Here is a 22,602-nt window from a genome sequence, read left to right on the forward strand (position 1 = left end):
TCGGGTCAGTGCGGGCTGGCGGGGGGTGCGGTGCTCTCCCGGACGATCAACTCGGTCACCAGGTCGATCCGGCTGGTCGCCGGCTCGTTGCCCCTGGTCAGGTCGAGCAGCATCTGGGTGGCGATGCCCGCCATGTCGCGCAACGGCTGGTTGATCGTGGTGAGGGCCGGGTCGGTCCAGGTGGAGACCGGCAGGTTGTCGTACCCGATCACCGACAGGTCCTCGGGCACGCGCAGGCCGCACTGGCGGGCGGCCCGGAGCACCCCCATGGCCTGGGTGTCGGAGCCGGCGAAGATCGCCGTGGGTCGGGACGGCAGGCGGAGCAGTTCCAGCCCGTGGGCGTGCCCGGCTCCCGCGGAGAAGCTGCCGTAGCGGACCAGTTCGCGGTCGACCACGAGCCCGGCCTCCTCGTGGGCCGACTGGAAGCCGGCAGCGCGGGCTCGGCTGCAGAGCACATCGGGCGGCCCGGAGATGATGGCGATCCGCCGGTGTCCCAACTCCAGGAGGTGCCGGGCGGCCAGCAGGCCACCGTTCCAGTTGTTCGAGCCGACGGTGGGTACGGAGGCCGAGGTCGCGCTGTCGGTGTCGACGACGACGAACGGTATGCCCTGACGCCGCAGGTGCTGCTGTTGGGCCTCGGCCAGATGGGACAGGACGAACACCACGCCCAACGGGCGGTCGGCGAGGATCGCGTCCAGCCATCGCGCCGGGGGGCGGTGCGCGCCGTTGAGCTGAGCCACCGACAACCCGATGCCGGCCGCGGCGGTCACCGCCTCGACACCGCGCAGGATCTCCATGGCCCATCCGGTGTCGAACTCGTGGAACACGAGATCGATGCGCCCCCCGCTGGTCGAGGGTCGCCGGGTGCGCCGCTGGTACTGGTGGCGATCGAGGCTCGCCTCCACGCGCGCTCTGGTGCCCGGGGCGACATCGCCCCGTCCGTTGAGGACCTTGGAGACCGTGGCCACCGAAACGCCGACGTCGTGGGCGATTGTCGCGATGGTGGTGGAGGCGGGTGGATCGAGCGGGCGGTGCTCTGTCATCGCAGCCCCAGGCAGCATCCGAAATTTTCGGGAGACCTTAACACAATCGGCCCATCACGCCAGCCGATGCGACAGCGGCCCGGCCCGCTCTTGAACCGCCAAAGTCCAGTTGAGACCCTTGACACTCATCGATGGGGCACTTAGGTTGCCGAAAAGGTTGCGCAGGCTTCCGGAAAGTTTCGGATGGGTCGAACGTCCGCCACGGAACTGGTTCCACCAGGGCTCGGGGATGTGGCCGGAGCTAAGGGGTCATGGCATGAGAAGTCAGTTGCCCGTGCACAGCGACGCCGCGCCGTGGCGCGATCCGCGGCTGTCGCCGACCGAGCGGGCCGAGGCGCTCCTGCCGTTGATGACACTGGAAGAGAAGATCGCGCAACTCGTCGGCGTCTGGGTCGGCGCGGACGCCTCCGGCGAGGGCGTCGCCCCACACCAGTCCGACATGATCAGCGAACTTCCGCCGTGGAACAGCCTCATCGAGTACGGGTTGGGCCAGCTCACCCGGCCGTTCGGCACCGCGCCGGTCGACCCGGTCGTCGGCGCCCGGTCGCTCGCCGCCTCCCAGGCGCAGATCGTCGCCGCCAGCCGGTTCGGTATCCCGGCCCAGGTGCACGAGGAGTGCCTCACCGGGTTCGCGGCCTGGCGGGCCACCGTCTACCCGACCCCGCTGAGCTGGGGCGCGTCCTTCGACCCCGACCTGGTCGAGGCGATGGCCGACCGGATCGGGCGTTCCATGCGCGCCGCGGGCGTGCACCAGGGGCTCGCGCCGGTCCTCGACGTCACCCGCGACTACCGCTGGGGCCGCACCGAGGAGACGATCGGCGAAGACCCCTACCTGGTGGGGACGACAGGTGCCGCGTACGTGCGGGGCCTGGAGGGCGCCGGTGTCGTCGCCACCCTCAAGCACTTCGCCGGCTACTCCGCCTCCCGGGGCGGGCGCAACCACGCGCCGGTGTCGATGGGTCGTCGGGAGCTGACCGACGTGATCCTGCCGCCGTTCGAGATGGCCCTTCGGTTGGGCGGCGCCCGCTCGGTGATGAACTCCTACGCCGAGATCGACGGCCTGCCCGCCGCCGCCGACGAGGAACTGTTGACCCGCCTTCTCCGCGACGAGTGGGGTTTCACCGGCATCGTGGTCGCCGACTACTTCGCCGTCCGCTTCCTGGAGACCCTGCACCGAGTCGCCGCCGACGCCGCCGACGCCGCCCGGCTCGCCCTGCGGGCCGGGATCGACGTCGAGTTGCCCACCGTGGACGCCTTCGGCGCCCCACTGGTCGAGGCGGTACGCCGCGGCGACGTCGACGAAGCGCTGATCGACCGGGCGCTGCGGCGGGTGCTCATCCAGAAGATCGAGATCGGCCTGCTCGACGAGGACTGGCAGGTGCTCCCCGACGACGTGGCGAACCTGCGACTCGACGACGAGGCCAGCCAGGACGTGGCCGTCCGCCTGGCCCGGGAATCCGTCGTGCTGCTGCGCAACAGCGGTGTCCTCCCGCTGGCCGTCGGGAGCCGGGTCGCCCTGATCGGCCCGGTCGCCGACGACCCGATGGCCATGCTGGGCTGCTACTCGTTCCCCAACCACGTGGGCATCCACCACGGTGACCACGGGCTCGGCCTGGAGATCCCCTCGCTGCGCGACGAGCTGGCCCGACGCGTCCCCCTGCTCAGCCACGAGCCGGGCTGCGCCATCACCGGCGAGGACACCTCCGGCATTCCGGCCGCGGTCGCCGCGGCAGCCGCCGCCGACGTGTGCGTGCTCGCCGTCGGCGACCGGGCGGGAATGTTCGGCCGGGGCACCTCCGGCGAGGGCTGCGACGCCGTCGATCTGCGGCTGCCCGGCGTCCAGGGCGACCTCGTCCGGGCCGTCCTGGCCACCGGCACCCCGGTCGTCCTGGTGCTGATGACCGGTCGCCCCTACGCGCTCGGCCCGGAGGTCGACACCGCTGCGGCCGTGGTGCAGGCGTTCTTCCTCGGGCAACTCGGCGGGCAGGCGCTCGCCGAGGTGCTCACCGGCGCGGTGAACCCGTCCGGACGGTTGCCGGTCAGCGTCCCCCGCGACGCCGGTGGCCTGCCGGGCACCTACCTGGCGCCGCCGCTCGGTCGCCGCACCCAGGTCTCCTCGGTCGACCCCACCCCGGCGTACCCGTTCGGCCACGGGTTGAGCTACACCACCTTCGAGTGGACCGACGCCACAGTGGTTGGTGCGGCCGACGAGTCGCCGGACGCGCCGGCGGCCTGGCCGGTGGACGGCGAGGCGCGGGTGCGCGTCACCGTCACCAACACCGGCGACCGGGCCGGCACCGAGGTGGTGCAGCTCTACCTGCACGACCCGGTCGCGCAGACCACCCGCCCGGTGGTCCGGCTGGTCGGCTACACCCGACTGCCGCTGGAGCCCGGCGAGGCGGCGCACGTGACGTTCGGCGTACCCGCCGACCTGGCCTCGTTCTGCGGCCTGTCCGGCCGGCGGATCGTCGAGCCCGGCGACGTGGAGCTGCGCTTCGGCCGGTCGAGCGGCGACGTGGCGGCCACCCTGCCGCTGCGGCTGACCGGCGTCGAGCGCCAGGTCGGCCACCAGCGGGACCTGCTCACGTCGGTGCGGGTGGAGCCCCTCGTGGCCGTCCCGCATCCCGCCTAGGAGGGGCCGAGGATGACATCGACCTTACGGCCACCGCCGCCGGCGCCACCCCGGTCGCCGGCGGAGGCGGCCAGCCCCGCCCCGCGGGCGCCGCGCCGTCGCCGGAGCTGGCGCCAGGCGCTTCGCCGGGACTGGCAGCTCTACTCGTTGGCCATCCTGCCGCTGCTGTTCTTCCTGATCTTCCGGTACCTACCGATGCTCGGGAACATCATCGCGTTCCGTCGGTTCAAGCCGGGCGGCAGCATCTTCGGTGAGTACTGGGTCGGCCTGCGGTACTTCCGGATGTTCCTGAGCGACCCGACGTTCTGGGAGGTCTTCACCAACACGCTGGTGCTCGGGACGCTGACCCTGCTGTTCTGCTTCCCGCTGCCGATCGTGCTGGCGCTGATGCTCAACGAGGTGCGCGCCCGCCGGTTCAAGCGGTTCGTGCAGTCGGTGTCCTACCTGCCGCACTTCCTGTCGATCGTGATCGTGGCGGCGATGGTCATGCAACTGACCTCGGTCGGTGGCGCGGCCAACCAGCTCGTCGGCCTGTTCGGCGGGGAGCCGGTGGCCTTCCTGCAGAAACCGGAGTGGTTCCGCACCATCTACGTCTCGTCCGAGGTCTGGCAGACCGTCGGTTGGGGGACGATCCTCTACCTCGCCGCGCTCACCACGGTCGACGAGGACCTGTACGAGGCGGCCCGGATCGACGGCGCGAGCCGGTGGCGCCAGACCTGGCACGTGACGTTGCCGGGGATCCGGCCGACAATGATGACGCTGCTGATCCTCAACATCGGCAGCTTCCTGGCGGTCGGATTCGAGAAGATCCTGCTGCTCTACAACCCGCTGACGTACCCGACCGCGGACGTGGTCTCCACCTATCTGTTCCGCATGGGCTTCCAGTCCAGCAACTTCAGCTACGCCGCCGCCATCGGTCTCTTCGAGGCGGTGATCGGGCTGGTGCTGGTCCTGACGGCGAACCTCATCTCCCGGCGCACGGTGGGGACGAGCCTGTGGTGATCCTCGGTACGAAGAGCGACGCCCCGAAGACCCGGGGGCCGGTGGACAGCCGGGGCTACCGGATCTTCCGGATCGTCAACACGATCGTCCTGATCGGCGTCGTGGTCGTGACGCTGTTCCCGTTCCTCAACATCGTGGCCCGCTCGCTCAGCGAAGAGGCGTACATCATCACGGGGAAGGTGAGCATCATCCCGCGCGGGTTCGACCTGACCGCGTACAAGCTGTTGATGTCCGATGGGTTGTTCTGGACGAACTACCGCAACACGGTGGTGTACACGGTGGTCGCCACGCTCATCTCGATCGTGCTGACCACCTGTTACGCGTACGTGCTGTCGAAGCCGCAGCTCAAGGGGCGCGGCGTCCTGGTCGGCATCGCGCTGTTCACCATGTTCTTCTCCGGCGGCCTGATTCCCAACTACGTGCTGGTCACCAGCCTGGGAATGAAGAACACCATCTGGGCCGTGGTGGTCCCCAATGCCATCAGCGTGTTCAACCTGCTGGTCATGAAGGCGTTCTTCGAGAGCCTGCCGAGTGAGTTGGAGGAGGCGGCGGCCGTCGACGGGCTGAACACGTACGGCATCCTGCTGCGGATCGTGTTGCCGCTGTCGAAGGCGATCATCGCCACGATGGTGCTCTTCTACGCGGTGTCCTTCTGGAACTCGTGGTTCGCCGCGTTCCTCTACATGGACCAGCAGGACCTGCTGCCGGTCACCGTCTATCTGCGCAACCTCATCGCGGGCGCCACCAGCGCCGAGTCCGCCGCCGCCAACGCCGACAAGGTCCAGGCCGCGGCCACCCTTGAGGCCGTGACGATCGTGCTGACCACCCTGCCGATCCTGGCGGTCTACCCCTTCGTCCAACGGTACTTCGTCCGCGGCGTGATGCTCGGCGCGGTCAAGGGGTGACGCCGACGCCGCACCGTTCCACCTCGAATCCCCACCACCACCGAAAGGACGAGCCATGCTCCACAAGATGTGGCGCCGGGTGGCGATAGCCACCGCGGGTCTGCTCGCGCTCACCCTCAGCACCGCCTGTTCCGAGGACCCCGGCGAGTCGACGGACCTCTCGGAGAACAAGGTCGGGGCGATGGCCACCTACGGCGTCGGCGACCAGTTCAAGGCCACCGAGGCGCTCTCCTTCTCCACCCTCTACAACAACCACACGTTCTACCCGCTCAAGGAGGACTGGGCGTTCTGGTCGGAGCTGACCAAGCGGACCAACGTCAAGATCGAGCCGGTGGCCGTTCCGCTCAGCGACTACGAGCAGAAGCGCAGCCTGCTGATCGGCGCGGGGGACGCCCCGCTGATCATCCCGAAGACGTACCACCCGCAGGAGGACGCGTTCGTGTCGTCCGGGGCGATCCTCCCGGTGAGCGACTACCTGGATCTGATGCCCAACCTCAAGGACAAGATCGCCAAGTGGAACCTCAAGCCGGAGATCGACAACCTGCGACAGGCCGACGGTAAGTTCTACCTGCTGCCCGGCCTGCACGAGAAGCCCACGCAGGACTACACGGTGCTGGTGCGCACCGACATCATGCAGGAGCTCAACCTCCCCGTCCCGAAGACCTGGGACGACCTCTACACGGTGCTCAAGGCGATGAAGGTGAAGTACCCGAACGTCTACCCGTACTCCGACCTCTTCAGCAAGCCCAACCCGACCGGCGCCCTGCTGAACCTCCTCGGCTCGTCCCACGGCACCTACGCGGGCTGGGACTACCAGCACGCCACCTGGAACCCGGCGGAGAAGAAGTTCACCTACACCGGTTCGTCCGAGCAGTACAAGCAGATGGTCACGTTCCTGCACAAGCTCGTCGCCGAGGGTCTGCTCGACCCGGAGAGCTTCACCCAGACCGACGACCAGGCCCGCCAGAAGCTCGCCAACGGCAAGTCCTTCGTGGTCACCGGCAACGCGCAGACGCTTGTCAACAACCACCGCCCCGACCTGGCCAAGACCCTGCCGAACGCGAAGATGGCCAAGATCCCGCTGCCGATCGGCCCGGCCGGCGAGGTCAATCCGTTCCCCCGGCTGGAGAACGGCATCATGATCTCCTCGAAGGCGCGGGAGAGCAAGAACTTCGTGGCCATGATGCAGTTCATCGACTGGTTGTGGTATTCGGACGCGGGTTTGGAATTCGCCCGCTGGGGCGTCGAGGGCACCACCTTCACCAAGGACGCGTCGGGCAAGCGCACGCTCGTCCCTGACGTCAGTTTCCTGGGGCTCAACCCGAAGGCATCCAAGCACCTGCAGAAGGACTTCGGCTTCCAGAACGGCGTCTTCGCCTACGGCGGCGCGCCCGACCTGGTCCGTGGGTTCTTCTCCCCGGAGGAGCTGGAGTTCCAGAAGGTGATGGACGCCCGCAAGCCGAGGGAGGTCCCCCCGCCGCGCCCGTTCACCGACGAGGAACGCGAGCAGGTGTCGCTCTGGGAGACTCCGCTGAAGGACTTCGTCACCCAGAACACGCTCAAGTTCGCCCTCGGCCAACGGCCCCTCAGCGAGTGGGACGCCTACGTGGCCGAGCTGAAGGCCAAGAACTCCGAGCAGTACATCAACGTGGTCAACAAGGCGTACGAGCGGTTCCAGAAGGACAACGGCTGATCAGCGGGGAGTCCGGGCGGGCGGTCACCAGGCCCGATCGGACTCCCCGAACACCACCGGCCCGGGGCGCGTGTGACCCGCTCACCCTCGGGCCGGACGACCAGAGGACGGCAATGCGCAGTTGCGACCGGAGGGAGCAGCCGTGAGCGCCGCGCGTACCTGGCGACAGTTCGGCGACGGGCCGCTGTCCCGGATCACGTCCCGGGTCTACATCCTGCTCGTCGTCGAGCTGCTTTTCCTGCTCACCACCCTGCCCGGCCTGCTCCCGATGCTGCTGCTGGGCCGTGACCCCAGCAACCTGCCGCTGGCCGCCGTCCTGCTGGTGCCGGTCGGCCCGGCACTCTCGGCCGCCCTGTACGCCCTGCGCCACCAACGCAGCGACCTGACCGACCTACGACCCGCCGCCGTGTTCTGGCGCGGCTACCGGGCCAACCTGCCCGGCGTGCTGCGCGTCTGGGTGCCGACGCTGCTGTGGCTGACCGTGCTCGCCGTGAACCTCGCCTACCGGGGTGCGGTCGGGCTCCCCGGCTGGTGGACCGTGCCGCTGGTCCTGCTCGCGGTGGGTGTGACGCTCTGCGCGGCGAACGCCCTGGTGATCACCTCGCTGTTCGACTTCCGCACCCGGGACGTACTCCGACTGGCCGTGCACTTCCTGGTGCGTACCCCCGGTGTCACCGTCGGCAACGCGCTGCTGGTCGCCGCGGCGGCCGCGGTCACCGCGGTCTTCTCCGAGGCCGTGCTGGCGATGCTCGGTTCGGTCGCGGTCCTGGCGCTCCTGCGCGTCAGCGACCCGATGGTCCGGCTGACCCAGAACGAGTTCCTCCGATGAGCCCGCCCGGCACCGTGCCCTTCGGGGGCGACGACACCCGAACGTGGGGAAGCTGGCGTACGGTGTCGTCGTGCTGAGGGAGGATCGATGAACGCCGAAGAATGGGTGGACCTGGAGCAACTGATGTTCGTCGAGGAGCCGCTGGACACGGACGAGCCGCGCGTACACCCGGCCTGGCTGCCACCGGAGGCTTTCCGGACCCTCGGCGCGCGCCGCGTTCTCGTCCACGGGGACGGGTTGCTCGTCGACACCGTGCTCGACGAGGTGTCGCGGGCCTGCGCGCGCTACGGCGGGCGGGTGTGGCACAACCCCTCCTGGGACATCGACGTCGACCTGGTGTTCGCCCTGCGGGGCGCGGGCGAGTTGCCCGGCCCGGCGGTGGAGGCGGCACGTGTTGAGGTCGCCGACGGGACGCTCGGCAAGGAGGGGTTCCTGCTGACCCACGCCGGCCCGGTGACCGTGGTGCTGGCCGACGCGCCCGCCGGCCTGCTGTACGGGCTCTTCCACGTGGTCCGGCTCTGCGCGGCGGCCTTCGACCCGACCCGCCCGCCGGAGCGGCACCGGCCCGCGCTGCGCCGACGGATGCTGAACCACTGGGACAACGTGGCCGTGCACCCGGTGATGGGTCAGGTCGAACGGGGCTACGCGGGCGGCTCGATCTTCTGGCAGGACGGCCGGTCGCGCCGCGACCTGGCGCGCATCCGCGAGTACGGCCGACTCCTGGCCGCCAGCGGCGTCAACGCCATCTCGGTGAACAACGTCAACGTCGCCCGTACCGAGGCGCTGCTGCTGACCGACCGGCTCGGCGACGTGGCCGAGATCGCCGACGTGCTGCGTCCGTACGGCATCCGGGTGCACTTGTCGGTCACCTTCGCCGCGCCGATGGTCCTCGGTGGCCTGTCGACCGCCGACCCGCTGGACGAGAAGGTGCGGGGCTGGTGGGCGGAGACCACCCGCAACGTCTACGACCGCATTCCCGACTTCGGCGGCTACGTGGTGAAGGCCGACTCGGAGGGGCAACCCGGCCCGTTCACCTACGGACGCGACCACGCCGACGGGGCCAACCTGCTGGCGGACGCGCTCGCCCCGCACGGGGGAGTCGTGCACTGGCGGGCGTTCGTCTACAACCACCACCAGGACTGGCGGGACCGGTCGACCGACCGGGCGCGCGCCGCGTACGACCACTTCGCCCCACTCGACGGGCGGTTCCGCACCAACGTGATCCTCCAGGTGAAGTACGGTCCGGTGGACTTCCAGACCCGCGAGCCGATCTCCCCGGTGATCGCCGCGATGCCCGCCACCCGACTGGCGGTGGAGTTGCAGGTCACGCAGGAATACACCGGCCAGCAGCGACACATCTGCCACCTCGGTCCCTGGTGGAGTGAGGTGCTGCGCTTCGCCCTCTGGGGGCCGGGCGGACGCTCGGTGGCCGACGTGGTGGCGGGGGCGGCGGGCGCCGGCGGTGGCCTCGTCGCGGTCGCCAACACCGGCGACGACAGGTTCTGGACCGGGCACCCGTTGGCGCAGGCCAACCTGTACTCGTTCGGGCGGCTCGCCTGGAATCCGGAGCTGGACCCGACGGCGGTCCTCGACGAATGGATGACGCTGACCTTCCCGCCGTCCGCCACCGCCGACCCGGCCCTGGTGCGGCGGACGCTGCACGAGATCATGGACGACTCGTGGCGCACCTACGAGCGGTACACCGCCCCGTTGGGCGTTGGGTTCATGGTCAACCCCGATGGCCACTACGGCCCCGGCGTCGACGGGTACGAGTACTCGCGGTGGGGCACCTACCACTTCGCCGACCGCGACGGCGTCGGCGTGGACCGCAGCCGTGCGTCGGGCACCGGCTTCGCCGGCCAGTACCCGCCGTACTGGGCCGAGGTGTACGAGACTCCGGAGACCTGCCCCGACGAGCTGCTGCTCTTCTTCCACCATGTGCCGTACCGGCACGTCCTGCGGAGCGGATCAACTGTCATCCAGCACATCTACGACACGCACTTCGCCGGTGTCGAGGAGGTGGTGGCGATGCGCCGCAGGTGGCAGACGCTGAACGGGATGATCGACCCCGCCGTGTACGAGCGGGTGGCCGAACGCCTCGACGAGCAGGTGCGGTCCGCCACCGAGTGGCGTGACCAGATCAACACGTACTTCTTCCGCAAGTCCGGGGTGCCGGACGAGCGGGGGCGGCGTATCCACTGAACCGGCCGGGCGCCGGTGGCGCGGTCACCAGGGGTGGACCGTGCCGTCCTCCAGCCGGTTCACCGGCAGGTACGCCGGCGAGTATGGGTGACGGGCCGCCGCCTCCTCGTCGATGTCCACCCCGAGACCGGGCGTCTCGGCCGGGTGCAGGTAGCCGTCGGCGAAGTGGTAGCCGTGCGGGAACACCTCGTCGGTCTGCTCGGTGTGCCGCATGTATTCCTGGAGGCCGAAGTTGGGGATGGAGATGTCGAGCTGCAACGCGGCGGCCATGCAGACGGGGGAGAGGTCGGTGGCGCCGTGTGATCCGCTGCGGACGTGGTGCAACGCCGCGAGGTCGAAGATGCGACGCAGGTGGGTGATCCCACCGGCGTGCACCACGGTGGCCCGGATGTAGTCGATGAGCTGCTCCCGGATGAGCTGGGCCGCGTCGAAGATGCTGTTGAACACCTCCCCGACGGCGATCGGGGTGGTGGTGTGCTGCCGGATCAGGCGGAAGCCCTCCTGGAGGTCGGCGGGGACCGGGTCCTCCATCCAGGTCAGCGCGTAGGGCTCCAGGCTGCGGCCGAGCCGGGCCGCCTCGATCGGGGTGAGCCGGTGGTGCACGTCGTGCAGCAGCCGCAGCGTCGGGCCGAACTCGTCGCGTACCTGGGCGAAGACCTTCGGCACGTGCGCCAGGTAACGGGGGGTCGACCAGGTCGCCTCGCTGGGCAACGCCGCGTCCGCCGGCTCGTAGAAGAACTTGTCGGTGCTGACCCCGTACGTCTTGGGTAGGCCCGGCACCCCGCACTGCACCCGGACCGCCCGGTAGCCGAGGTCGACGTAGCGGGCGACCTCCACCAGCACGTCCTCGACGGTCTCGCCGTTGGCGTGGCCGTACACGGTGACGCCCTCGCGCGACCGTCCACCGAGCAGTTGGTAGACCGGCAGGCCGGCGACCTTGCCCTTGATGTCCCACAGCGCGGTGTCCACGGCGGCGATGGCGCTCATCGTGACCGGGCCGCGCCGCCAGTACGCCCCCTGGTACAGGTACTGCCAGGTGTCCTCGATGCGGGCCGGGTCCCGACCGATCAGCAGGGGCGCCACGTGGTCGCGCAGGTACGAGGCGACGGCCAACTCCCGGCCGTTGAGGGTGGCGTCCCCGACCCCGGTCACCCCCTCGTCGGTGACGATCTTGAGAGTGACGAAGTTGCGGCCCGGACAGGTCAGGATGACCCGGGCATCGACGATCCTCACTGAATCTCCTTCGTGCCCGCAGGCGTCGTCGGCGGACGCGCATCGAGGGGCGAGAGGGATGTGAAAGTCCGGCACGTTTCGAGAACCTCCCGATAATAGCCCGCGAGCCGCCACCGACGGTCGGACCCGCCCGTGCGAAGGGTTGCGCAGGTGAGCCCGGAATCCGTTGCGGCGAAAGGTTTCCGGAAGTCTTGACAATCGAGTGCGGTCGATCAAAGCTGACTTCGTCACGCGAGCCGCGGTCAGGGTCGGGCGAAGGGCAGTCCTCGACTTCAGTCCCCTTCCACGCGCCTATCTCCCGAGGGATCGCGATCGATGACACTCAAGACAAGGCTGCTCGGTGCCGCCATGGCGGCCCTGACGCTGGCCGTCGCCGCGCTGACCGTCGCCACCCCGGCGTCGGCGGCGACGTTGACCCAGGTGACCGGCTTCGGCACCAACCCCACAAACCTGCAGATGCACCTGTACGTCCCGGACCGGGTGGCCACCCGACCGGCGATCCTGCTGGCCCTGCACTACTGCACCGGGTCGGGTCCGGCATTCCACTCCGGCACCCAGTACGCGTCCCTCGCGGACCGCTACGGATTCATCGTGATCTACCCATCGGTGACCCGCAGCAGCAAGTGCTGGGACGTGGCGTCTCCGCAGGCCCTGCGCCGTGGCGGAGGCAGCGACCCGGTCGGGCTCATGTCGATGGTCGACCACGTGCGGCAGCGCTACGCCGCCGACCCGGCGCGGATCTTCGCCACCGGCACCTCGTCCGGAGCGATGATGACGAACGTCATGCTGGGTGACTACCCGGACGTGTTCGCGGCGGGCGCTTCCTTCGCCGGTGTGCCGTTCGGCTGCTTCGCCACCGGGGGCAGCTCCGAGTGGAACAGCGAGTGCGCCAACGGACAGCTCATCAGGACCCCGCAGCAGTGGGGGGACCTGGTCCGCGCGGCGTACCCGGGCTACACCGGTCCGCGACCACGCATGCAGATCTGGCACGGCACCAACGACGAGACGCTGCGCTACCCGAACTTCGGCGAGCAGGTCAAGCAGTGGACGAACGTGCACGGGCTGAGTCAGACCCCGACGTACACCGACTCGCCGCAGTCCGGCCACACCCGCACCCGGTACGGCAGCAGCGGCCCGATGGCACCGGTCGAGGCGATCAGCATGCAGGGTGTCACGCACAACCTGCCGGTCGACGCCGCGCAGGTCATCCGCTTCTTCGGGCTGGATGGCACCGCGCCGCCCACCACACCGCCCCCGACGACACCGCCGCCCACCACACCGCCCCCGACCACGCCACCGCCCACCACGCCACCGCCCACCACGCCGCCCCCGACCACGCCGCCCCCGAACGCGGGTGCCTGTCGGGTCGGCTACGCGGTCAACGCCTGGAACAACGGGCTCACCGCGAGCGTGACCATCACCAACACCGGCACGGCCGCCGTGAACGGGTGGGCACTGGCCTTCACGCTGCCCAGCGGGCAGGCCATCACCGGCGGCTGGAACGCGCAGTACTCGCCGACCAGCGGTGCGGTGACCGCCCGCAACGTCTCCTACAACGCCACCATCGCCCCGAACGCCTCGGTCGAGATCGGCTTCCAGGCCACGCACGGAGGCGGCACCGGCAAACCCTCGTCGTTCACCCTGAACGGCGCCGCCTGCTCGGTGTCCTGACTGTCCCTGCCACCCCACCACCACCACAGAAGGAGCCACACGATGAGAAACACGAGATGGAAGGCGGCATCGAGGGCCGTGGTCGCGCTGACCGGCGCGGGTGCCCTCGCCGTCGGCATGGCGCTGTTCGTGACGGCACCCGCCTCCGCCGGGACCACGCTCGGCGCGTCCGCCGCCGAGAAGGGTCGCTACTTCGGTACGGCGGTGGCGGCGTACAAGCTCTCGGAAAACGCGTACACCACGATCTTGAACCGTGAGTTCAACATGGTGACGCCCGAGAACGAGATGAAGATCGACGCCACCGAGCCGCAGCAGGGTCGGTTCAGTTACGCCTCGTCGGAGCAGATCGTCAACCACGCTCGCAGTCGCGGGATGCAGGTACGCGGTCATACCCTGGCGTGGCACGGCCAGCAGCCGGGGTGGATGCAGAGCATGGAGGGCACCGCGCTGCGCACCGCGATGCTCAACCACATCACGCAGGTGGCGACCCACTTCAAGGGGCAGATCTATTCCTGGGACGTGGTGAACGAGGCGTTCGCCGACGGTAACTCGGGTGGTCGCCGGGACTCGAACCTGCAGCGCACCGGCAACGACTGGATCGAGGCCGCGTTCCGGGCCGCCCGCGCCGCCGATCCGGGCGCGAAGCTCTGCTACAACGACTACAACACCGACAACTGGACCTGGGCCAAGACGCAGGGCGTCTACAACATGGTGCGGGACTTCAAGGCCCGTGGTGTGCCGATCGACTGCGTGGGTTTCCAGTCGCACTTCAACAACGACTCGCCGTACGCCAGCAACTACCGCACGACGCTGTCGAGCTTCGCGGCGCTGGGTGTGGACGTGCAGATCACCGAGCTGGACATCCAGGGGGCGTCGGCGGACACCTACCGCAGGGTCGTCGAGGACTGCCTGGCGGTGGCCCGCTGCAACGGGATCACGGTGTGGGGCATCCGCGACAGTGACTCGTGGCGAGCCTCGCAGACGCCGCTGCTGTTCAACAGCAACGGCTCCAAGAAGCCGGCGTACGACGCCGTCCTCGCCGCGCTGAACAACGGCACCACGCCGCCCACGACGGCCCCGCCCACAAGCGTCCCGCCGACCACGGCCCCGCCGACCACGGCCCCGCCGACCACTCCTCCGCCGGGGCAGGGTGGCTGCACCGCGACGGTGACGGTGAACCAGTGGACCGGCGGCTTCGTGGCGAACGTACGGGTGACAGCCGGCTCGTCGGCTCTCAACGGCTGGACCGTGACGATCACGTTGCCGTCCGGCGCGACGGTCACCAACTCCTGGAGTGCCAACTCCAGCGGTACCACCGGTACGACGAACTGGACGAACGTGTCCTACAACGGCCGGGTCGGCGCCGGGCAGTCCACCGAGTTCGGCTTCCAGGGCACCGGCACCGTAGGCAGCCCCAGCCCCACCTGCGCGGCCAGCTAGACGGATCACCGCCCCCCGGCCCTCACTGATCAAGAGGTTTGCGTCATCCTGCCTGGCGTGTCATGACGCAAACCTCTTGATCATCGGGCGATGTGGCGGGGAGGAAGGCACCGACATCGGTGCGGAGCAGGCCCACCGAGCTTGATCGATGTTTCCGGTCACGCCTGGGCGACGACGAGGAAGATCGGCACGACAACGAGGATCCGGTTCGCGCTGGCGCGCTCGGCCTGCTCGCCGAGCCAGATCTCCTCGTCGGTGATCCGCTTCACCACGTCGAGCGCGGTGTCGTCAGTGAACACGGCGGTGTGCACCTCGACGATCGGGTCGGTGAACCCGGCGTCGAGCAGCAGGTTGCGATACCTACGGGCAACGCGTGGCGACGGCAGCGAGTCCGCCTTCTCGTGGACCAGCCGACGGGTGGTCTCCGAGTCGTCCGAGTCGATGGCGATCAGGTCCCAGTCCTGCCCGAGCAGCACGGCTCGGCCGCCCGGCGCGAGCACCCGCCGGGCCTCGGCCACGGCTCGTGCCGGGTCGTCGAGCACGTGCAACACCTTGTCCGCCCGGTAGTAGGTGACCGATCCGGTCTCCAGCGGCAGCTCGGTGGCGTCGCCGACCTGGAACTCGCCGGCCGGCCAGCGCTTACGGGCCATGGCGATCATCTCGGGATCGAGGTCGACACCGAGCGCGTGGGCTCCGCGCTCGGCCAACTCGGCGACGGCGCGGCCGCTGCCACAGCCAACGTCGACGACGGTTCGGCCGGTGAGGTCGCCGAGTAACTCGTAGGAACGGGCTCGCAGTTCGACGGCCGCGGGCTTGCTCTCGATGGCATCGAGGACAGCTAGAAGACTGGACATGCCCGCCATGCTCGGACTTAATGTCGACGTGAAGTCAAGCATGATGACAATCGGGGACGTGGCCGACCACTTTGGCCTGCCAGCGCACGTACTGCGGCACTGGGAGTCGGTGGGCCTGCTCTGCCCCGCCCGGGTCACCGGCGGTCGTCGCCGCTACACCCGCGACGACCTGTTCCGGGTGGCCTCGATCCTGCGCGCGAAGCAGGCCGGCCTGTCGCTGCCGGACATCCGGGCGTTCCTCGCCGCGGGGGACCCCGCCGTTCGCAAGGGCGTGCTGCGCCGCAACCACGGCGTGCTGCGAGCCAGGATGGCGGCGCTGCAGTCGGCGCTCGATCTGTTGGAGGCCGGGCTGAACTGCTCACATGAGGACGTCACGACCTGCCCGAACTACCGCGGCCAGTTGGCGGAGCTGGTGGAGGTCGGGGGCAGCGGCTAGTCGCCGGAGTATCCCCAGAAGTAGATCTCCTCCGGCTTGCCCTGCTCGTCGTGCAGGACCGCGCAGCGGCCGAACCAGGCCTGCGAGGCCAGCCCTTTGATCGCGTCCAGGTGCTCGCGGGTGAGTCGCTCGGTGCCGGCCTCGCGCAGCGCCTCGGCGGCGCTCACCGGCTCGACCGTACCGAAGTCGGGCTTTTCGCGCTCGGCCAGGACCCGGTAGACGTCGAGGATGGAGTGGGTGCCCATTTCCTGCACCCACTCGTCGTTGAACAGCTCTTCCATCGTGGCGGGGCGATGGGGATAGTCGCTGGCCACGTTGGGGGTCTCACCCCGGGCCCACCAGTAGTCGCCCTCGGCGAAGACGGTGTCCCGCAGGGCGTCCAACGCCGCGTCCAGGTCTGGCTGGTACGCCACAAGGTAGCTCCATCCGGATGCGCCCACCGCTGCCTCTTTCCTCCAGCTCCCAACAGTGCCGGCACGGTAGCGGGCAGCACCGACATCGCGACCACGACGTGCGCGTGGCGTTTGTCGCGCCCAACCCGTACGGCCGCCTTGATCAGGTGTGATGTCAGGGCTGGTCCCGGACATAAGCCCGATAGGGGGTGCTGCGGACGTGGTGGAGGAACAGTTCACCGAGCTGTACAGGCGTCATCACGATCACGTGTGGCGGTATGTGGCTCGCCGGGTCATCGGGTCCGACGTCAGTGACGTGGTCGCCGAGGTGTTCCTGGTGGCGTGGCGTCGCCTGGCCGACGTGCCGCCCGCTTCGGTGCTGCCGTGGCTCTACGGCGTGGCCCGATTGGTGCTGGCCAACGAGGCGAGGGGGCGACAGCGGTGGCGGGAGTTGACGCTGCGGGTCGCGGCGGAGCCGGGCCGGTCGGTGGAGGACGACCACGCCGACGAGGTGATCAGCCAGCGTGACGTCGTGACCGCCTTCGCCCAGGTGTCCGACGCTGACCAGGAGATCCTGCGGCTGGTGGCCTGGGAGCGGCTGACCCCGACCGAGGCGGCGGTGGTGCTCGGGTGCTCGAGAGCGACGTTCGCGATGCGGTTGATGCGTGCCCGCCGTCGGCTTCGGGCGCGGTTGGATGTGACCGCTGACGGGGTGAGCCGACCATCGGCCGAGGCGCCGTCGATGAATGTGGGTGGGTGACATGAAGACCCTCGATGAAGTACGCCAGTTGCTGGGTGGCCTCGATCCGGCGCGCGACGTTCTTCCCGCCGACGAGCAGCGCCAGGCTGCGGACCTCGCTCGTATCCTCGCCACGGATCGTGCGCGGTCCACCGGTCGTCGTGTCCTCCCGCGACGCCGCTTCGTGCTGGCGGCCGGCGCGGCGGTGCTGGTGTTGGCAGCCGGGATCGTCACGCTTGAGGCGGTGCGGGAGCCGCAGCCGGTGTGGGCGGTCACCCCGGCGATGCTGACCTACGGCCCGGCGCCGACCACGGAACGGGCCGACGTTCGGCTGCGCCGCCTGGCCGGGGTGGCGGCCGCACAGCCGACGGCACCGAGGCCGGCGGGAACGGTGGAGCACCTGGAGTCGGCGAACTGGTTCCTCAACTCCTCGACCTCCGGTGGCCGGACGACGTCCGCCGTCGTACCGCAGCAGTGGCGGTCCTGGCGAACCGACGACGACGCCGGCCGGATGGTGAAGAAGGAGCTGCCGCCAGTCTTCCGCGCCGAGGCCGACCGGAAGGAGTGGCAGCGGCGGGGCGGTCGGGTCGACTTGTCCCGAGAGACGACCGACTACGCCGCTGGTGAATTCACGCCGGGCTGGCCGGGTGCGGTGCCGACGGACGTCGCGACGCTACGGACGTGGCTGGACGCCGGCAGCCCACCACCCGAGGCGCCGGTGCAGTATCTGGAGGATGTCGCTCAGTTGGCCGGTGTGCGGCTGCTGAATCCGGCGCAGCGGGCCACGACGCTGCGGCTGCTGGCCGACCTTCCGGGCATCACCGTGACCGGGACCGTCACCGACCGGGCCGGCCGCGCCGGTGAGGCGTTCTCGATCACGTCCAGCGCCCATGGGCTGCCCGCCCAGTACACGGTCATCATCGACCCCGACTCGGGTGTGCTGCTCGGCTACGAGGAGGTGTTGACCACCACGGCGGGCAGGTTGAACGTGACGATCCCCGCGGTGATCACCTACCGGTCGTATCTGGTCGCGGAGTACGTCCCGTTGCCAGGCTGAACGGCTCAGCCGTCGATGCGGGTGATGTTGCGGATCTTGTTGGACGCGTCCAGGGCGGCCACCTTGTACGCCTCGGCCAGTGTCGGATAGTTGAACACCGCGTCGATCAGGTAGTCGATCGTGCCACCGCAGCCCATCACCGCCTGCCCGATGTGGACGATCTCGGTGGCGGCGGTGCCGAACACGTGCACCCCGAGCAGCCGGCCGTCCTCGGGGGAGACGAGCAGCTTGAGCATGCCGTACGAGTCACCGACGATCTGACCTCGGGCCAGCTCCCGGTAACGTGCGATGCCGACCTCGAACGGAGTCGAGGTGTCGGTGAGCTGCGCCTCGGTCTGCCCGACGAAGCTGATCTCCGGGATGGTGTAGATGCCGATCGGTTGCAGGCCGTGCATCTCCCGGATCGGTTCGCCGCAGGCGTGCTGGGCCGCCAGTCGACCCTGCTCCATCGAGGTGGACGCGAGCGCGGGAAAACCGATCACGTCACCGACCGCGTAGATGTTGTCCACCGAGGTGCGGTAGTTGGCATCCACCTTGATCCGGCCGCGTCGGTCCGCCTCCAACCCGGCCGCCTCCAGGGCCAGGTCGTCGGTCTGACCCTGCCGACCGGCCGAGTACATGACCGTGTCCGCGACGATCTTCTTGCCGCTCTTGAGGATGCACAGCGCGGCGGTCTGGTGCTTCTCCACGGCGGCGACCTCCTCGCCGAAGCGGAACGCCACGGACAGGTCGCGCAGATGGTATTTGAGCGACTCGATCACCTCGTCGTCGCAGAAGTCGAGCATCCGTTCGCGGCGCTCCACCACCGTCACCTTGGTGCCGAGCGCGGCAAACATCGACGCGTACTCCATGCCGATCACGCCGGCGCCGACCACGACCATGCTGCGCGGGACGGCCTGCAGGTTGATGACGCCGTCGGAGTCCACGATCGTCCGGTCGTCGAAGTCGACGCTGTCCGGGCGGGCCGGGCGGGTGCCCGCCGCGATGATGATTTTGTCGAAGGTCACCCGCGACTCACGGCCGGAGCCGCCGTCGACCCAGATCGAGTGCGCGTCCGCGAAGCGGCCGGTGCCGGTGATCAGCGCGACCCGGTTGCGGGCCAGTTGATTGAGGATGACGTCGGTCTGCCGGGTGATCACGTGCTGGGTCCGGGCCGCCAGGTCGCTGACCGTGATCTCTTCCTTGACCCGGTAGTTGCTGCCGTAGAGGTCTCGCTGGCTGAGCCCGGTCAGGTAGAGGACGGCCTCGCGCAGCGTCTTGGAGGGGACCGTGCCGGTGTTGATGCACACCCCACCGATCATGTCGCGGCGGTCGACGATGCCGACCCGCCTGCCGAGCTTGGCGGCAGCGATCGCGGCCTTCTGACCGCTGGGTCCGGAGCCCAGCACCAACAGGTCGTAGTCATACACAACCGCTAGCGTCGCAAGATGTCGCGACTGGCGCCAGACCCCGGAGCCGAGCGTTATTCGTCTGCCACCACGCAGAGGCCGCCGTTGAGCGTGATCTCCTGCGGCAGTTGCGTGCCGGAGGCGACGAGCCCCAGCGACACCGTGCCGCCCGGTGGGATCACCGCGTTGCGACCGGTGTTGCCCACCCGCAGATAGCTGTTGTTGGGACGGTCGACGACCTTCGCGCCCCAGATGCCGTGGAGCTGCTGGCTGGCCCAGAACCGCCACGTCATCGTCCACCCGTTGATCGCCGTGGTGCCGGTGTTCTTCACGGCGAGGTGCGCCACGAAGCCGTCCGACCACTGCCGCACGTCGGACCGGACCGAGCAGCTCGGCGGCGGAGGCAGGGTGGTGACGGTGACCGGTGCCGACAGGGGGGACAGGAGTCCGACCTCGTCGCGGGCCTGCACCACGAAGGTGTACGTGGTGTTCGGCGTCAACCCGCCGATCTGGGTGCTGTTGACCGGCGGGTACTGGGACACGTCGCGGACGAAGGTGAGCGCGCCGCCAGCGCCGACCCGGAACACCTGGTACCGCTCGAGCGCGGCGTTCTCCACCGAGTGTGTCCAGCGGAGCCAGACCTGCGTGGCGGCCACGTCGTACGCCACCGGTTGACCCGGCGCGCCCGGCGGTTGGTCGTCCCCGGGTGACATGGTGAACCGCAGGGGCCCGGTCGACGGTGAGCTGTTGCCGGCCGCGTCCAGCGCCCTCACGAAGAAGGTGTAAGTGCGTGACGGCTGCAGGTCGGTGAGCCGAATGCTGTTGGTGTCGGTCGACCAGGTCCTGCCGTTGTCCTCGAACTGCGCGGAGACCGGGTAACTGACCACCCCCACGTTGTCGGTCGAGGCAGCCCAGGTCAGCTCGACCCAGGTGGTGTCGATGGCGGCGATGGTGATCGGGCCGGGGGCGGTGGGGGATTCGGTGTCGGCGGCGGCGTAGGCCGGGGTCGCGCCGGTGGCGACCAGGGCCGCCGTGAGCGCGCAGGCAGCCAGTGCGGCGGCCCTGGACCGGACGCCGCGCCACGCATGATCGCGCAAGATGATCGCCTCGCTTTCGGGTGACCGCAGCGGACCAGTCATCGACTGATGACGATGGTAGGCCAGTGGCGGTCGCGTCGCTGTCCCCGTCAGCCGACGAGGCGGCGTTCCCAGGCCCACGCGGCGATCTCCACCCGGTTGCGGGCCTTGAGCTTCATCTGCACGCTCGCCAGGTGGGTCTTGACCGTGCCGACGGCGATGAACAGCCCGGCGGCGATCTCGGCGTTGGTCAGGCCCCGGGCGACGAGCTTCACGACGTCGAGTTCCCGTGGTGAGAGCCCGGTGTCGCCGCGCGCCGGGGCGGGCGAGCTGAGGTGCTCCAGCAGCCGTACCGTGATGGAGGGGCTGATCAGCGCGTCGCCGGACACGGCCGCGCGGACCGCCTCCACCAGCAACGTCGGGCCGGAGTCCTTGAGCAGGAAACCGCAGGCGCCGTTGGAGAGCGCGGTGTGCACGTACTCGTCGAGGTCGAAGGTCGTCACCACGACCACCCGGATCGGGTCGGCGACGCCCGGCCCGGCGATCAGCCGCAACGCTTCGAGTCCGTCGAGGCGGGGCATCCGGATGTCCAGCAGCACCACGTCCGGGCGCAGCCGTCGGGCCAACTCCACCGCGACCACCCCGTCGGCGGCCTCGCCGACGACCTCCATGTCCGACTGCGCCCCGATGATCATGCCGAAGCCGGTCCGGACCATCGCCTGGTCGTCGGCGATCAGCACCCGGATCATCGTCCCACCGCCGCACGCAGCGGGAACGCCGCGTCGAGCACCCAGCCGCCGGCGACGCCGGGTCCGGCGGTGATCGTGCCGCCGAGGGCGCGTACCCGCTCGGTGAGGCCGACCAGGCCGAAGCCGTGGCCCCGGGCGGGCGCGGTCCGCCCGGCCGCGCCGTCGTCGGCGACCCGGACGAGCAACCAGTCCGGGGTACGACGCACGGCGACGTCCACGGATCGGGCGTCCGGGGCGTGCTGGCGGGTGTTGGTCAGCCCCTCCATCACCACCCGGTACGCCGAGGTCGAGACCTCCACCGGCAGCCCGTCCAGGTCACCGTCGACGTGCAGGCGTGCCGGGGCGCTCGCCGTGCCGTTGAAACCGGCCAGCAGCGGCGGCAACTCGGTCACGCCGGCCAGGGGGGCCAACGGCGCGTCCGGCGGGCTGTCCGGGTTGCGCAGGATCCCCACCATCCGGCGCATCGAGGCCATCGTCTCCGTGCCGGCCCGCTCGATCTGCTCCAACGCCACGATCACCCGACGAGGGTCCTGCTCGGCGACGAACCGGGCACCCTGCGCCTGCACCACGATGCCGGTCACGTGGTGGGCGATGAAGTCGTGCAGGTCACGGGCGAACTCCGCGCGCTGCTCGGCGCGCACCAGCGCGATCGCCCGGTCCCGGCCGGCAGCCATGATCCGCAGGTAGAGCCCCACCCCGGCGGCGCCGGCCGCGGCGAGCACCTGGAGCAGCCCGAAGATCACCAGCAGGTTCTCGGTGCCGGAGCGCAGCGGCAACGCGGCGACCGCCAGCCCGACGGCCACCGCCGCCCACGGGGCGAGCCGGGGCGCGCCCCAACGGGTGACCACGAAGACCACACCGATCAGCCCGGCCGACTCGGCGAGCCCCCAACTGCTGCTGAACAGGTAGATGTCGTTGGAGAAGAGCAGGACGGCCGCGGTCACGGCCAGTGAGACGAAGGCGAGCCCCAGCGCGGCCAGCGGCAGCAGCCGCGAACCCAGCCGGTGCACCGGCAGCCAGAGCGGCACCGTCGCCATCGCCAGCCCCATCCGCACCAGCAGGAGCAGGAGAGCGGCCAGGCTCTCCGGCGCCCCGAACCGGAGGTCGAAGAGGGCGAGCAGCCCCATGGCCAGCAGGCCGGCGGCCTGGGCCAGGCGTACCCACCAGTGTCGAAGATCCGGCGTGCTCATGGTGACCCAGCGTAGCCAGCGGACGGCGCGGGCAGATCGGCCGAAAGACAGACCCGGCGCCGGCGATACCC

The 22,602-nt window shown here is 69.8% G+C and carries 19 protein-coding genes; 11 read left to right on the plus strand and 8 right to left on the minus strand.

What is annotated here, in order from left to right; genetic code table 11:
* Positions 1-5 precede the first annotated feature (5 nt).
* Positions 6-1,043 (minus strand): LacI family DNA-binding transcriptional regulator, encoded by a 1,038-nt coding sequence (locus AB0O48_RS25635; RefSeq protein ID WP_357253431.1) that lies wholly within the window; start codon positions 1,041-1,043, stop codon positions 6-8.
* A gap of 256 nt (positions 1,044-1,299) precedes the next feature.
* Between AB0O48_RS25635 and AB0O48_RS25640 the strand changes: the two genes are divergently transcribed.
* The 6 genes from AB0O48_RS25640 to AB0O48_RS25665 all read left to right on the plus strand — a co-directional run bounded on the left by AB0O48_RS25640 (position 1,300) and on the right by AB0O48_RS25665 (position 10,306).
* Entirely contained in the window at positions 1,300-3,675 is a 2,376-nt protein-coding gene (locus tag AB0O48_RS25640) for a glycoside hydrolase family 3 N-terminal domain-containing protein (protein ID WP_365068799.1), read from the plus strand.
* Between the two features lie 12 nt (positions 3,676-3,687).
* Entirely contained in the window at positions 3,688-4,677 is a 990-nt protein-coding gene (locus AB0O48_RS25645; RefSeq protein ID WP_357253428.1) for an ABC transporter permease subunit, read from the plus strand.
* Positions 4,674-5,582, plus strand: coding sequence for a carbohydrate ABC transporter permease (locus AB0O48_RS25650; RefSeq protein ID WP_357253426.1), 909 nt, complete (start codon positions 4,674-4,676; stop codon positions 5,580-5,582). Before AB0O48_RS25645 ends, AB0O48_RS25650 begins: the two co-directional genes overlap by 4 nt.
* A 55-nt stretch (positions 5,583-5,637) precedes the next feature.
* Positions 5,638-7,275 carry an extracellular solute-binding protein gene (locus tag AB0O48_RS25655; protein ID WP_365068802.1) on the plus strand — a complete coding sequence of 546 codons (1,638 nt, stop codon included), beginning with the start codon at positions 5,638-5,640 and terminating at the stop codon, positions 7,273-7,275.
* Between the two features lie 142 nt (positions 7,276-7,417).
* On the plus strand, positions 7,418-8,104 hold the full coding sequence (locus AB0O48_RS25660) for a DUF624 domain-containing protein (protein WP_357253422.1): 687 nt from the start codon (positions 7,418-7,420) through the stop codon (positions 8,102-8,104).
* Between the two features lie 87 nt (positions 8,105-8,191).
* On the plus strand, positions 8,192-10,306 hold the full coding sequence (locus AB0O48_RS25665; RefSeq protein WP_365068805.1) for an alpha-glucuronidase: 2,115 nt from the start codon (positions 8,192-8,194) through the stop codon (positions 10,304-10,306).
* A 24-nt stretch (positions 10,307-10,330) separates the two neighbouring features.
* Here the strand turns inward: AB0O48_RS25665 and manD are convergent, their stop codons facing one another.
* Positions 10,331-11,539 carry a D-mannonate dehydratase ManD gene (manD, locus tag AB0O48_RS25670; RefSeq protein ID WP_357253418.1) on the minus strand — a complete coding sequence of 403 codons (1,209 nt, stop codon included), beginning with the start codon at positions 11,537-11,539 and terminating at the stop codon, positions 10,331-10,333.
* A gap of 315 nt (positions 11,540-11,854) precedes the next feature.
* Here manD and AB0O48_RS25675 point away from each other — a divergent pair, with 315 nt between their 5' ends.
* The gene (locus tag AB0O48_RS25675; protein WP_357253416.1) at positions 11,855-13,210 is read left to right on the plus strand and encodes a PHB depolymerase family esterase; all 1,356 of its coding nucleotides are present in this window, start codon (positions 11,855-11,857) and stop codon (positions 13,208-13,210) included.
* A 117-nt stretch (positions 13,211-13,327) separates the two neighbouring features.
* The gene (locus AB0O48_RS25680; RefSeq protein ID WP_365068973.1) at positions 13,328-14,650 is read left to right on the plus strand and encodes an endo-1,4-beta-xylanase; all 1,323 of its coding nucleotides are present in this window, start codon (positions 13,328-13,330) and stop codon (positions 14,648-14,650) included.
* Between the two features lie 158 nt (positions 14,651-14,808).
* On the opposite strand, the gene AB0O48_RS25685 is transcribed toward AB0O48_RS25680, so the two are convergent.
* Positions 14,809-15,504 carry a methyltransferase domain-containing protein gene (locus tag AB0O48_RS25685; protein WP_357253414.1) on the minus strand — a complete coding sequence of 232 codons (696 nt, stop codon included), beginning with the start codon at positions 15,502-15,504 and terminating at the stop codon, positions 14,809-14,811.
* Between AB0O48_RS25685 and AB0O48_RS25690 the strand changes: the two genes are divergently transcribed.
* Positions 15,503-15,940 carry a MerR family transcriptional regulator gene (locus AB0O48_RS25690; RefSeq protein ID WP_365068808.1) on the plus strand — a complete coding sequence of 146 codons (438 nt, stop codon included), beginning with the start codon at positions 15,503-15,505 and terminating at the stop codon, positions 15,938-15,940. The two genes, AB0O48_RS25685 and AB0O48_RS25690, sit on opposite strands and share 2 nt — an antisense overlap.
* Here AB0O48_RS25690 and AB0O48_RS25695 read toward each other — a convergent pair.
* The gene (locus tag AB0O48_RS25695; protein ID WP_357253410.1) at positions 15,937-16,353 is read right to left on the minus strand and encodes a hypothetical protein; all 417 of its coding nucleotides are present in this window, start codon (positions 16,351-16,353) and stop codon (positions 15,937-15,939) included. The two genes, AB0O48_RS25690 and AB0O48_RS25695, sit on opposite strands and share 4 nt — an antisense overlap.
* A 199-nt stretch (positions 16,354-16,552) precedes the next feature.
* Between AB0O48_RS25695 and AB0O48_RS25700 the strand changes: the two genes are divergently transcribed.
* A complete protein-coding gene (locus AB0O48_RS25700) occupies positions 16,553-17,092 on the plus strand; it encodes a sigma-70 family RNA polymerase sigma factor (RefSeq protein WP_357253408.1) in 540 nt (179 codons plus the stop codon).
* Position 17,093: 1 nt separating this feature from the next.
* Entirely contained in the window at positions 17,094-18,128 is a 1,035-nt protein-coding gene (locus AB0O48_RS25705) for a CU044_5270 family protein (RefSeq protein WP_357253407.1), read from the plus strand.
* Positions 18,129-18,133: 5 nt separating this feature from the next.
* On the opposite strand, the gene sthA is transcribed toward AB0O48_RS25705, so the two are convergent.
* From sthA to AB0O48_RS25725, 4 genes are all read right to left on the minus strand, one after another.
* The gene (gene sthA / locus AB0O48_RS25710; protein ID WP_357253405.1) at positions 18,134-19,537 is read right to left on the minus strand and encodes a Si-specific NAD(P)(+) transhydrogenase; all 1,404 of its coding nucleotides are present in this window, start codon (positions 19,535-19,537) and stop codon (positions 18,134-18,136) included.
* Positions 19,538-19,590: 53 nt separating this feature from the next.
* A complete protein-coding gene (locus tag AB0O48_RS25715) occupies positions 19,591-20,613 on the minus strand; it encodes a fibronectin type III domain-containing protein (protein ID WP_365068811.1) in 1,023 nt (340 codons plus the stop codon).
* Between the two features lie 89 nt (positions 20,614-20,702).
* Positions 20,703-21,341, minus strand: a complete 639-nt coding sequence (locus AB0O48_RS25720) for a response regulator transcription factor (protein WP_355029714.1) — start codon at positions 21,339-21,341, stop codon at positions 20,703-20,705.
* The gene (locus AB0O48_RS25725) at positions 21,338-22,531 is read right to left on the minus strand and encodes a histidine kinase (RefSeq protein ID WP_365068814.1); all 1,194 of its coding nucleotides are present in this window, start codon (positions 22,529-22,531) and stop codon (positions 21,338-21,340) included. The genes AB0O48_RS25720 and AB0O48_RS25725 overlap by 4 nt, the downstream gene beginning before the upstream one ends.
* Positions 22,532-22,602: the final 71 nt, after the last annotated feature.

The sequence above is a fragment of the Micromonospora sp. NPDC085948 genome (genome assembly GCF_040686315.1).
GTDB lineage: Bacteria > Actinomycetota > Actinomycetes > Mycobacteriales > Micromonosporaceae > Micromonospora.

What these genes read in the sequence shown, in the direction of transcription:
- AB0O48_RS25680 (WP_365068973.1), top strand. Translation starts at nt 13,328, where the DNA reads ATGGCGCTGTTCGTGACGGCACCCGCCTCCGCCGGGACCACGCTCGGC.
- AB0O48_RS25640 (WP_365068799.1), top strand. Translation starts at nt 1,300, where the DNA reads ATGAGAAGTCAGTTGCCCGTGCACAGCGACGCCGCGCCGTGGCGCGAT.
- AB0O48_RS25705 (WP_357253407.1), top strand. Translation starts at nt 17,094, where the DNA reads ATGAAGACCCTCGATGAAGTACGCCAGTTGCTGGGTGGCCTCGATCCG.
- AB0O48_RS25685 (WP_357253414.1), bottom strand. Translation starts at nt 15,504, where the DNA reads ATGTCCAGTCTTCTAGCTGTCCTCGATGCCATCGAGAGCAAGCCCGCG.
- AB0O48_RS25655 (WP_365068802.1), top strand. Translation starts at nt 5,638, where the DNA reads ATGCTCCACAAGATGTGGCGCCGGGTGGCGATAGCCACCGCGGGTCTG.
- AB0O48_RS25725 (WP_365068814.1), bottom strand. Translation starts at nt 22,531, where the DNA reads ATGAGCACGCCGGATCTTCGACACTGGTGGGTACGCCTGGCCCAGGCC.
- AB0O48_RS25690 (WP_365068808.1), top strand. Translation starts at nt 15,503, where the DNA reads ATGCCCGCCATGCTCGGACTTAATGTCGACGTGAAGTCAAGCATGATG.
- AB0O48_RS25675 (WP_357253416.1), top strand. Translation starts at nt 11,855, where the DNA reads ATGACACTCAAGACAAGGCTGCTCGGTGCCGCCATGGCGGCCCTGACG.
- AB0O48_RS25665 (WP_365068805.1), top strand. Translation starts at nt 8,192, where the DNA reads ATGAACGCCGAAGAATGGGTGGACCTGGAGCAACTGATGTTCGTCGAG.
- AB0O48_RS25635 (WP_357253431.1), bottom strand. Translation starts at nt 1,043, where the DNA reads ATGACAGAGCACCGCCCGCTCGATCCACCCGCCTCCACCACCATCGCG.
- AB0O48_RS25720 (WP_355029714.1), bottom strand. Translation starts at nt 21,341, where the DNA reads ATGATCCGGGTGCTGATCGCCGACGACCAGGCGATGGTCCGGACCGGC.
- AB0O48_RS25645 (WP_357253428.1), top strand. Translation starts at nt 3,688, where the DNA reads ATGACATCGACCTTACGGCCACCGCCGCCGGCGCCACCCCGGTCGCCG.